General features: G+C 65.5%; 9 protein-coding genes. 6 read left to right on the top strand and 3 right to left on the bottom strand.

Features of this window, described 5'->3' with window-relative positions; all coding sequences use genetic code 11:
* Window positions 1-321 precede the first annotated feature (321 nt).
* The gene (locus IEX61_RS11230) at window positions 322-2,364 is read right to left on the bottom strand and encodes a transglycosylase domain-containing protein (protein ID WP_054670113.1); all 2,043 of its coding nucleotides are present in this window, start codon (window positions 2,362-2,364) and stop codon (window positions 322-324) included.
* A 169-nt stretch (window positions 2,365-2,533) separates the two neighbouring features.
* Between IEX61_RS11230 and speE the strand changes: the two genes are divergently transcribed.
* From speE to argS, 4 genes are all read left to right on the top strand, one after another.
* A complete protein-coding gene (gene speE / locus IEX61_RS11225) occupies window positions 2,534-3,370 on the top strand; it encodes a polyamine aminopropyltransferase (RefSeq protein WP_188818110.1) in 837 nt (278 codons plus the stop codon).
* A 43-nt stretch (window positions 3,371-3,413) separates the two neighbouring features.
* The gene (gene speB, locus IEX61_RS11220; protein WP_054670114.1) at window positions 3,414-4,283 is read left to right on the top strand and encodes an agmatinase; all 870 of its coding nucleotides are present in this window, start codon (window positions 3,414-3,416) and stop codon (window positions 4,281-4,283) included.
* Window positions 4,284-4,422: 139 nt separating this feature from the next.
* The gene (locus IEX61_RS11215) at window positions 4,423-4,866 is read left to right on the top strand and encodes a YwiB family protein (protein ID WP_188818108.1); all 444 of its coding nucleotides are present in this window, start codon (window positions 4,423-4,425) and stop codon (window positions 4,864-4,866) included.
* A complete protein-coding gene (argS, locus tag IEX61_RS11210; RefSeq protein ID WP_054670123.1) occupies window positions 4,845-6,515 on the top strand; it encodes an arginine--tRNA ligase in 1,671 nt (556 codons plus the stop codon). The genes IEX61_RS11215 and argS overlap by 22 nt, the downstream gene beginning before the upstream one ends.
* A gap of 75 nt (window positions 6,516-6,590) precedes the next feature.
* Here the strand turns inward: argS and IEX61_RS11205 are convergent, their stop codons facing one another.
* Window positions 6,591-6,794, bottom strand: a complete 204-nt coding sequence (locus IEX61_RS11205) for a hypothetical protein (RefSeq protein WP_054670125.1) — start codon at window positions 6,792-6,794, stop codon at window positions 6,591-6,593.
* Between the two features lie 184 nt (window positions 6,795-6,978).
* Complete coding sequence (locus IEX61_RS11200; RefSeq protein WP_054670129.1) at window positions 6,979-8,358, bottom strand: UDP-N-acetylmuramoyl-tripeptide--D-alanyl-D-alanine ligase; 1,380 nt, start codon at window positions 8,356-8,358, stop codon at window positions 6,979-6,981.
* A 170-nt stretch (window positions 8,359-8,528) separates the two neighbouring features.
* Between IEX61_RS11200 and IEX61_RS11195 the strand changes: the two genes are divergently transcribed.
* Both IEX61_RS11195 and kdd read left to right on the top strand, forming a co-directional pair.
* The gene (locus tag IEX61_RS11195; protein ID WP_188818106.1) at window positions 8,529-10,040 is read left to right on the top strand and encodes a sigma-54 interaction domain-containing protein; all 1,512 of its coding nucleotides are present in this window, start codon (window positions 8,529-8,531) and stop codon (window positions 10,038-10,040) included.
* Window positions 10,041-10,218: 178 nt separating this feature from the next.
* Window positions 10,219-10,830 carry an L-erythro-3,5-diaminohexanoate dehydrogenase gene (kdd, locus tag IEX61_RS11190; protein WP_188818104.1) on the top strand — a complete coding sequence of 204 codons (612 nt, stop codon included), beginning with the start codon at window positions 10,219-10,221 and terminating at the stop codon, window positions 10,828-10,830.
* Window positions 10,831-10,871: the final 41 nt, after the last annotated feature.

The raw sequence follows: 10,871 nt of genomic DNA, 5'->3' as shown, positions 1-10,871 counted from the left end.
GATTTCGATGTGAGTGATCCAGTCTCCCTTCGGTTAGATTTTAGCTGAGTGATTGCGCGTCATTGTTTGCGGCGTCACCCATCGGATACACTAAAAGAAACCCGCGCACACGTACACAAGGACACGAAAAGGGACCGGTTTTGCGCCGGTCCCTTTTCGCGTCGATTCGAACGGGGCGGGGCGAGGCATACTAGGGGCGACGAATCCGCGTGGGGAGGCGACGCCATGCAGCCCAACGACGCGCCGGGCTGATCACCGTGCTGAACGACGGCGTCTTTGCCGACGGCTCCGGAAAGATTGGCGGCAGCGACGAATGCTGACTTACGGGCGCCACCAATGTTTCAGCCGCTGCCAAAGGGAATCGGACGCGTCGGGTTGGTCCGGGGGAACCGGCCGTTTTCCCGCGGGCAGATGGGCCTGGCAGTAGTCGGTCGGTTCCGTGCCGCTGACAAAGGCGAGCCGCTTGGGGTGGGGACAGGTTTCCGTGGCCAGCTTGCCCGTTCCCGGGTCAATGTACACCGTCGTCACCCCGTCGGGCACGGGAAACAGGGCCGGCTGCGCGTCGGCCAGCGCCCGCTCGACAAAGGTGGCCCACAGCCGCTTGGCCAGGTAGCCGTCGGATGCGGTGCGCAGCGGGCGCTTGTCGTCATAGCCCAGCCACACCGTGACGGCGAGGTGCGGCGTGTACCCGCTCAGCCAGGCGTCGTAATCGGTGGTGCCGGTCTTGCCTGCGGCCGGCCGCTTCAGCAGGCTGCGCACGGGGGATCCCGTTCCCTCGGCGAACACGCCCTGCAGCATGTGGGTGAGCACATAGGCGTGGGCGGCTTCGGCGACGCGCACGCGCTCGGGTTGTTCGTCGACCAGCACGTTGCCGTTGGCGTCTTCCACCCGCGTGACGAGGAGGGGCTTTGGCCGCTCGCCCAGGTTGGCCAGCGTGGCGTAGGCGTAGGCCATCTCAAAGGGCGTAACGTCCATGCTGCCGAGGGCAAGGGACGGATACGGCTGCAGCGGTGAGGTGATGCCCAGTCGCCGCGCCGTCTCGATCACCTTGTCCGGGCCGAGGAACATCAAGGTTTTGACGGCGTAGATGTTGTCCGATTGGGCGATGGCCCGGTACAGGGGGATGTCGGCGTTGGGGTACTTGTCGCCGAAGTTTTTCGGCGTGTACGTCTTTCCGTTGTCATAGGTAAAGGTTGTCGGTTCGCTCCGCTGCAGCGTGAGCGGCGTGAACCCGTTCTCCAACGCGGCGAGGTACACGACGGGCTTGAACGTGGAACCCGGTTGACGCCGCGCAAAGGCGCGGTTGTAGGGACTGGCCCGATAGTCCCGTCCGCCGACCAGGGCCCGTACCGCCCCCGTTTGGGGGTCAACGGCCACGAGGGCCACCTGCAAGGGACGGTCCTTGGGCAGAAGTTGCTTGATCACTTCCTCAGCTGCTCTCTGGATCTTGGGGTCAAGCGTGGTGTGAACGCGCAGGCCGCCGCGAAAAATCTGTTCCTCCGTCAAGCCGTAGCGCTCCTCTAACATGTCCACGACGGCGTCGCGAAAGTAGGGCGCCACCGGTTCGCGCGTGCGGGCGCCCGGCGGCACGAGGCGCAGCGGTTCGGCGAAGGCTGATGCGGCTTCCTCCGGCCGGAGGTAGCCCGCCGCCACCATGGCGTCGAGCACCACTTTCTGCCGCGCCTTGGCCCGGTCGAAGTGGCGATAGGGGGAATAGAGGGACGGCCCTTTGGGCAGGCCGACCAGGAGGGCGCTTTCGGCGAGGGTGAGATCTTTGGCGTCCTTTCCGAAATAGGTTTGCGCCGCCGCCTGGATGCCGTAGGCGCCGTGGCCATAGTAAATTTGATTGAGGTACAGCTCGAGGATGCGCGTCTTGCTGTAGTGCAGCTCGAGTTGGAGGGCGTAGAGCGCTTCCTTGAGTTTGCGCGCCACCGTCTTTTCGTGGCTCAGGTACAGGTTGCGCGCCAGCTGCATGGTGATCGTGCTGGCGCCTTCGGCAAAGCGCATCTCCTTTACGTCCACGTATATTGCCTTGGCCATGCGCCGCCAGTCGAAGCCAAAATGCTCGAAAAAGCGTCGGTCCTCCACGGCCAGCGTGGCGGCAATGACGTGGGGGGAAATGGTACTGAGCGGAACGGGCTTCCGGTTCTGGCCGCGGTGCAGTTCGTCGAGGACCGAGCCGTCGGCCGCCAAGATCACGGTCGTCGCGGCGGTGTTTCCTTTGGGCAGCGGCTGGGCGCGAAGGTAGAGCAAAACGGTGATCGTACAAAGGGCAACCAGTCCGGTCATGACGAATAGCCGCACAAGAAGGCGCTTAAGCCGCCGGGCCCACCCCAATTGGGGGTCGTCCCACATGACTTGCACGCTTTGTCCCCCTTTCCCCGCGTTCGGTTTGGCCTTGTTTCTTTTTTGCCGGTACCTGTCAGTATTGCCGTGCGAAGATTTTGCCTATACCGCATGCACAAAAGGAGCTTGTCTTTTGCGCAAAGTGCGCTAAAATGTTCAGGTATGAAAGAGGACGAGGTGGAACCCGATGGAATTGTGGTATACGGAAAAGCAGACGGCAAATCACGGCATCACCACGAAGATCAACCGCACGTTGCACACCGAACAGACGCCGTACCAGCGGCTGGACGTAATTGAGACGAAGCAGTTTGGCAACATGCTCGTCCTCGACGGCATGGTGATGACCACCGACGTGGACGAGTTCGTCTACCACGAGATGATCGTGCACGTGGCGATGAACACCCACCCGAATCCCCGCCACGTGTTGGTCGTCGGCGGGGGCGACGGCGGGGCGATCCGCGAAATCCTGAAGCATCCTTCGGTGGAGAAAGCCACGCTGGTGGAGATCGACGGCGCCGTCATCGCGGCGTCGAAGCGCTTTTTCCCCGCCATCGCCGGCAAGCTGGACGATCCGCGCGTCGAGGTGCGCATCGAGGACGGCATCCAGCACATCGCGGAAAGCCGCAACCGCTACGACGTGATTCTGGTCGATTCCACCGAACCGGTCGGGCCGGCCGTCGGGTTGTTTGAAAAAGGGTTTTATCAGGGCATCTTTGAGGCGCTCCGGGAAGACGGCCTGTTCGTGGCCCAAACCGAGTCGCCGTGGTTCAACGCTGATCTCATTCGCCGCGTGTTCCGAGACGTCAAGAGCCTTTTCCCCATCACGCGGCTGTATTTGGCCAGCATTCCGACGTACCCGAGCGGGTTGTGGAGCTTCACCCTCGGCTCCAAGCGCTACGATCCGCTCGAGGTCGATGAGGCCAAGATCCGCGCCGTCGACACGAAGTATTACACGCCTGCGCTGCACCGCGCCGCCTTCAGCCTGCCCAAGTTTGTCGCCGACCTGACGCAGGACGGCGAGTAAGGGGCAAAGGCGCTGCGCGCGGCCGCCATCGGGAGGAAGACGCATGCGGTTTGACGAAGCCTATTCGGGCAAGGTGTTCATTGCCAGCCGCGCCAGCTATGCCGAGGCGCGCGCCGTGATCTATGGCATGCCGATGGACTGGACGGTCAGCTTTCGGCCGGGGTCGCGCTTCGGCCCGGCGCGCATCCGCGAGGCGTCGGTCGGGCTCGAGGAATACAGCCCGTACCTCGATCGGCACCTGGACGAGGTGGCTTACTTTGACGCGGGGGACATTCCGCTGCCCTTCGGCAACGCCGCGCGGAGCCTCGAACGCATCCGTGACGCCGTGCGAAAGTTCCTTGCGGATGGCAAGTTTCCCCTCGGCCTCGGCGGGGAGCACCTCTGCTCCTGGCCGGTGATCCAGGCCGTTCACGAGGCGTACCCCGACGTGGTGCTCGTGCACATCGACGCCCACGCCGACCTGCGCACGGAATACGAAGGCGAGGAGCTGTCCCACGCCACGCCGATTCGCAAGGCCGTCGACCTGTTGGGCGGCGGTCGCGTCTATTCCTTCGGCGTCCGCTCGGGCACGCGGGAGGAGTTCGCCTTTGCCCGCGAGCACATGCACTTCTACCCCTTTGAGGTGCTGGAGCCGGTCAAGCGGGTGCTGCCGGAACTGGCGGGACGCCCGGTCTACGTGACGATCGACATCGACGTCCTCGATCCGGCCTTCGCGCCGGGCACGGGCACGGCCGAATCCGGCGGCATCACGTCGCGCGAGCTGCTTAAGACGATCCACGCCATCGCCCGTTCCGACGTGCGCGTGGTGGGCGCCGACATCGTCGAGGTGGCCCCGGTGTACGACCCGACGGAACAGACGCCGATCGTGGCCGCCAAGCTGGTGCGCGAGATCCTGCTCGGCTGGGTGAAGTGAAACGCGACGAAACGCGCGCGGCGCGCCCTTCTCCGCCGCCAATGCAGGCGGAGAAGGGCGTTTGTGTGTGCGGACGGGCCCGCTTGTGTTCATCGGCGGAACGGGATACAATGGAGCGAAGACAGGAAGGGGGAACCGGATGGACAGGGGACGCCCGGTGCGCATCGAAGTGGCGACGGTGGCGGACGGGCAGCGGGAGGCCTTCGTGTATACGGGCGTTCTGTACCGGCGCCCGGAAGGCTGGTACATCCGCTACGACGAGGAGCAGGACGACGGGCGTGTGTCCACCACCCTCAAGGTGCAGCCGAACCGCGTGGTGCTCTTGCGCCGCGGCGCGCGGACGATGGAGCAGGCCTTCGTTCCCGGCGCGGTGACGCCGGGGACGTTCGGCACGCCGTACGGACGCTTTGCCCTGACGACGCACACCCGCACGGTTGACGTGGAGGAAACGCAGGAGCCCTCTGGCTTGGTGGTCCGCATCGCCTACGCGTGGACGCTGGGCGGAGAGCCGATGGGCGAACGACGATTGACCGTCATCGTAAAGGAGGGAGATGCGCGCCCATGTACGCAACCGAACAGGTGAAGGCGCGGCTGGCCGCGGAGCTGAGGCGGGCGGCGCTGGCCGCGCTGGGCATCGAGGAAAACGCCTTGCCGGAGATCCAGCTGGAGGTGCCGCGGGACAAGGCCCACGGCGATTACGCGACGAACCTGGCCATGCAGCTCACCCGCGTGGCCAAACGGCCGCCGCGGCAGATCGCCGAGGCCATTGTCGACCGCTTTGATCGCGCATCATGCGGCGTGAAGCGGGTGGAGGTGGCCGGCCCCGGTTTCATCAACCTGTTTTTGGATAGCTCCTACCTGGCCGACGCGGTGCGCGAAGTGTTGACCATGGGCGAGACCTACGGGAAGACGGACGTCGGCCGCGGGCAGAAGGTGCAGGTGGAGTTTGTCAGCGCCAACCCCACCGGCAGCCTCCACGTCGGCCACGCGCGGGGAGCAGCGCTGGGCGACGCGCTGTGCAACCTGCTGGAGATGGCCGGCTATGACGTGACGCGCGAGTACTACATCAACGACGCCGGTAACCAGATCGTCAAGCTGGCCCAGTCAATCGAGATCCGCTACCGCCAGGCCCTCGGCGAAGACGTGCCGATGATCCCCGACGGCTACCACGGCGAGGACATTGTCGAATTCGGGCGGGAGCTGGCGCGCGAGCACGGCGACGCGTTGCTCAAGCTGCCGGAGGAGGAGCGGCTGGCCTTCTTCCGCCGCTACGGCCTGGAGAAGGAAATGGCCAAGATCAAGCGCGACCTGGCCGACTTCGGCGTGCGCTTCGACGTGTGGTACAGCGAGACGTCGCTGTACGAATCGGGCAAGGTGGAAGCCATTTTGAAGGAGCTGGCCGCCCGCGGTCACACCTACGAGAAGGATGGTGCGGTGTGGTTCCGCTCCACGGCCTTTGGCGACGACAAGGACCGCGTCCTGGTGAAGAGCGACGGCACGTACACGTATCTGACGCCGGACATTGCTTACCACGACGACAAATTCAAGCGCGGCTTCGACAAGGTCATCAACATTTGGGGCGCCGACCACCACGGGTACATTCCGCGCATGAAAGCGGCGATGGCCGCCCTCGGCTATGATCCGGAGCGGCTCATCGTCCTCATCAACCAGATCGTCCGCCTGTACCAGAACGGCGAAGAGGTGCGCATGTCCAAGCGCACCGGCAAGGCGGTCACCCTGCGCGAGCTGATGGACGAGGTTGGCGTCGACGCCATGCGCTACTTCCTCACTTCGCGCAGCCCGGACACGCACCTCGATTTCGACCTCGACCTGGCCGTGGCCCAATCCAACGAGAACCCGGTTTATTACGTCCAGTATGCCCACGCCCGCATCTGCAGCGTGTTCCGCCAGGCGGCCGAACAGGGCCTTGCCCTCGCCGATCCGCCGACGGGGCTGGACCGCCTGACGGACGAAAAGGAAGTCGATCTGATGAAGAAGCTGGCCGCGTTCCCCGAGGAGATCGCCGCGGCGGCCCAAGCGCTCGAGCCCCATCGCATTGTCCGGTACGTCTACGACCTGGCGGCGCTCTTCCACAGCTACTACAATGCCGAGCGCATCCTCACCGATGACGCCGAGCTGACGCAGGGACGGCTGGCCTTGGCCAAGGCGGTGCAAATTGTCTTGAAAAACGGCCTGCGCCTTATCGGCGTGTCGGCGCCAGAGCGGATGTAAGGGAAGAGAAACGGCCCCGGTTGCCCGCGAAGCGTTCGCGGCAGCAGCGGGGCCGTTTGCGTCTGCACCCGACGCCTATTCTTCCCGTTGGTTGAGGCAGCGTTCGCACTCGTAGAGCACGGAACCGGAGGGGGCGAGAAAAGAGGCGCCGCAGCAGACACACTCGCAGCGCCGGGCGAGGGGCTCGCGCGCGGGGGAACGCCGCCATTCCGCACCCTCGGCCCACGGCGTCGGCATCTCCGGCGTGGTCCACCCGTAAAACTCGGCCAAGGAACGCATGAGGGATACCTCCTCGCGTGGGATCTGCCATCATTATATAACACATCTTCGTATTTGCAAACTGTTATACTACAAATTTGGGCGTCGCGTGGACATCGGGCAAAGCAAAACGAATAACCACTCCCGATATCCTCCCCAGCGGGGAAGGTTCGGAAGTGGTTCGTGCAGGGCGTGGGTGCGGCGGTTAGCGTTCCGTTTGGCGCAGCGGGCGCAGCAGGCGCTCAAAACGGAGCCGGCGCGATGCCTTGAAGTACAGCACACAGCCCGGTGGTGTCTTGAGCAAGAACCGGAGCGCCTCGTCACGCGTGGTGAAGGCATGCACGGCGCCAAAACCCCGTTCGCGGGCGGCTTCGGCGATGATGCGGCCGTAGCGGCCCACCGTTACGAGGACGTCGACGGGCCGATGCGCGGCGATGTAGCGGCCGACGCGCGCGTGTCCCGCGTGGGTGAGGGCACCCAGTTCCTTCATGTCGCCGAGGACGGCGATGCGCTTGCCCCGGTGCGGAAGGTGCGGGAGGATCGACAGCCCGGCGATCATCGCCGACGGGTTGGCGTTGTAGGCGTCGTTGATGAGCAGCCGCCCCTGCTTGCCGCGGATCATCTGCAGGCGCATTTTGGGTGGACGAAAGCGGCGCAGTCCCGCGCGCATGGCTGCGGGGGAGACGCCCAGGAGGTCGGCGACGGCAATGGCGGCGAGGGCGTTGTAGACCATGTGTTCGCCAAAGACGGGCAAGTCGAAGGTGTGGCTTTTGCCGCGCAACGTGACGGTAAAGCGCATCCCGGTCAGCGTGTAGCGCACGTCTTTGGCCCGGTAGTCGGCCGGGTTCTTGATGCCGAAGGTGACGACACGCCCGCGCACCTTGCGCGTGTCGATGCGGCGCGACCGCTCGTCGTCGGCGTTGAGCACGAGGGTGCCGTTCGGGGACAGACCTTCGAGGATTTCCTGTTTGGCGCGGACCACGTTGTCCAAGTCGTTGCCAAGGTTGCCGACGTGGGCTTCCCCGATGTTGGTGATCACGGCAATACAGGGTCTTGCCGCACGGGAATGCTGGCGAATGTCGCCCAAGCGGTTCATGCCCATCTCCAGCACAAGGAAGCGGTGGCGGGGGGAGACGCGCAGGATCTGAAACGGATACCAATATGTGGTGTTCAAGTTGCCGACGGTGTGCAGCGTCGGGTAGACGCGGTTCAAGATGGCGGCCGTCATCGCCGTGGTGGTCGACTTGCCGGCGCTGCCGGTGATGCCTACGACGGGGAGGGTAAGCCGGTTGCGCTGCCAGCGTGCCAGCTTCCAGAGGGCGCGAAAAGGGTTGTCGACGACAATGACGGGCAGCCGAGCGGGGACGTGGGGCAAGAGCGCGCGCGACGTGACCACCGCGCCCGGGGATAGGTCGTGCAGGTCGGGGCGTTTTCGCCCGCGGCTGTCATAGAAGAAAAAAAGGGTGCGGTTGTTGATGTGCCGGCCGCGCCGATAATAGACGTGGGTCAGGACGAGGTCGGGATCGCCGCGAAGGATTTTGCCCTGGAGCAAGGTCGCAATTTGCCGCAGTCGGAGCGGGTACAAGGAGGGTTCCCCCTTTCACGATCGCCGCCAGAGCGGAGGTGGCGCTATTATCCTATGGATGGCTGCCGCAAGCGGTGACGGCGCGCGCAACAAGGAATTCGCAAAAAGAAGACGAATCGTCGGATTAGGACGACAATTCGGCGGTTTGCCCGATTTTCGACAGGGGGGAGATGCCGGTGACGAGTCCACTGCCTCGGGAAATGCTCGAAGCCATTTTGGGAGCCATTGACGAGGGCATCCATGTCGTGGACGCCCGCGGGATCACCGTGTTTTACAACCGCGTCGCGGCGGCCCTTGACGGACTGGATCCGGAGGAGGTGCTGGGTCGCCACGTGCTCGAGGTGTTTCCGTCCCTCGATCCCGGATCGAGCACGCTCCTCACCGTTATCGCCACCGGTCGGCCCATCGTCGACCGCCGGCAGACGTACACGAATGTGCGCGGGCAAACGGTGCACACCGTCAACACGACGCTTCCGGTTTTCGTCGACGGCCAGCTGGTCGGGGCGGTGGAAGTGGCGAAGGACATCACGCGGATTAAAGAGCTGTCCGAACAGCTGGTGGATCTGCAAGCTCGCGTGGCGCGCCGGCGGATGCGGCGGCAGGACGATTCGGCGGCGGCGTATGGCGCGCGGTACCGCTTCTCCGACCTGATCACCCAAGATGCGGCCATGGAGCGGGTGAAGACGCTCGCCCAGCGGGCCGCGCGCACCGATTCGCCCATCTTCGTCTACGGGGAGACGGGAACGGGCAAGGAGCTGCTCGTCCAGGCCATCCACAACGCCTCGCCGCGGGCTGCAGGCCCTTTTGTGGCGCAGAATTGCGCCGCCCTTCCCGCCACGCTGCTGGAAGGGCTGCTCTTCGGCACCGTACGCGGCAGCTTTACGGGGGCGGAAGACCGCCCGGGGCTGTTTGAGCTGGCCGATGGCGGCACCCTCTTCCTCGACGAGGTGCAGGCCATGCCCCTCGAGCTGCAGGCCAAGCTGCTGCGCGTGCTGCAGGACGGCGTCATCCGGCGCATCGGCTCGACACGCGCGCGCGTCGTCGACGTGCGGGTGATTGCGGCCACCAACGTCGAGCCGCGCCAGGCTGTGGAGCAGGGGCTCCTCCGCGCCGACCTGTATTACCGGCTCAACGTCGTCGCGCTGACCCTGCCGCCCTTGCGCGAGCGGCGAGGCGACATCCCCCTTCTCGTGGCCCATTTCCTGGCCAAGTGCAACGCCCGCTTCGGCACGCGGATCAAGGGGCTCCGGGAGCAGGTTTGGCCCATCCTGATGCGGTATGCGTGGCCCGGCAACGTGCGCGAGCTGGAGCACGTGATCGAAGGGGCCGTCAACATCGTCGAAGGGGAGTGGATTGGCGTCGAGCACCTGCCCCCGCACCTGGTGGCCGCCGCGGAACGGGGAGAACCGGCGCCGCGGGGCATCGCGGTGGCCGCGGGCGGGGAGGGCGCGCCGGTGACCGTCGACGTTCGCGTTCCGGGGGACGGGGAGCCGAAACGCCTGCCCTTGCGCGAAACCCTCGCCGCCGTCGAGCGCCGGCTGATTGCGGAGGCGCTGGCGGCCACAGGCGGAAACCTCCAGCAGGCGGCCAAACTGCTCGGCCTCCCGCGGCAGACGCTCCAGTACCGCCTGGCCAAATGGGAGGGGGTGAACGTGCGGCAAAAGGGGGAAACGGGGAGGTGAGGGCGCGGGGACGTGCCGAAGATTTGGCTTCCCCCGCGCAGAGGGCGTCGCGATGTGCCGAATTCTCGGCACAATTTTTTTGTCCGCACGAAAAAGGGGTGCGCCAAGAGGGTAAGAATGTTGGCACCATTCTTGCAATAGAAGAGAGGCGCAACGCCAACCGGAGGGGTGAACGGAGATGGCCATTGGACACCGCTACGGGCTGCACCGCGTTCTCGAGCCGCCTGGCGCGCTTCCGCAGCCGGCGTGGCGGCTGGACAACGACCCGACGAAGCGCTTTGCCAGCGAGCTCGTCCTCGACGTGGAACGGCTGAACGTCGACGCGGCGTCGTTTCGGCAGATCCTCGGCGAGGTCGGGGCCGATGAGGCGGCCGTGGCCGCGCGCATCGCCGCCATCGTCGCCGAGCGGGGGAAGCTGCACAACCCGGTGACCGGGTCGGGCGGCATGCTGATCGGCCGCGTGCGCGAAATCGGGCCGGCGCACCCGGCCACCGGCCAGCTGGCTCCCGGCGACCGCGTGGCCACCCTCGTGTCGCTGACGCTGACGCCGCTTCACCTTCGCCGCATCCGGCGCGTGCACCTGGCCTCCGGGCAGGTGGAGGCCGAGGGCACGGCCATCCTCTTTGCCTCCGGGGTGTGGGCCAGGCTGCCGGACGACGTGCCCGAGCGCGTGGCGCTGGCCGTTCTCGACGTGTGCGGGGCGCCGGCGCTGACGGCCCGCCTCGTGCAGCCGGGGGACACCGTTCTCGTCCTGGGCGCGGGGGGCAAGTCCGCGTGTCAACTCACATAAAAACCTAACCGAAGTGAAGCCGGTCACTCACGAGAAAATCT

Origin of the sequence: Calditerricola satsumensis (assembly GCF_014646935.1) — a bacterium.
Classification (GTDB): domain Bacteria; phylum Bacillota; class Bacilli; order Calditerricolales; family Calditerricolaceae; genus Calditerricola; species Calditerricola satsumensis.
The sequence above is the reverse complement of the archived record's forward strand: the minus strand, read 5'-3'. Positions and strand labels throughout refer to the sequence as shown.

Bases quoted from the DNA above. Each gene is read 5' to 3' on its own strand.
- speE (WP_188818110.1), top strand. From the start codon at position 2,534: ATGGAATTGTGGTATACGGAAAAGCAGACGGCAAATCACGGCATCACC.
- speB (WP_054670114.1), top strand. From the start codon at position 3,414: ATGCGGTTTGACGAAGCCTATTCGGGCAAGGTGTTCATTGCCAGCCGC.
- IEX61_RS11215 (WP_188818108.1), top strand. From the start codon at position 4,423: ATGGACAGGGGACGCCCGGTGCGCATCGAAGTGGCGACGGTGGCGGAC.
- argS (WP_054670123.1), top strand. From the start codon at position 4,845: ATGTACGCAACCGAACAGGTGAAGGCGCGGCTGGCCGCGGAGCTGAGG.
- IEX61_RS11205 (WP_054670125.1), bottom strand. From the start codon at position 6,794: ATGCGTTCCTTGGCCGAGTTTTACGGGTGGACCACGCCGGAGATGCCG.
- IEX61_RS11195 (WP_188818106.1), top strand. From the start codon at position 8,529: ATGCCGGTGACGAGTCCACTGCCTCGGGAAATGCTCGAAGCCATTTTG.
- kdd (WP_188818104.1), top strand. From the start codon at position 10,219: ATGGCCATTGGACACCGCTACGGGCTGCACCGCGTTCTCGAGCCGCCT.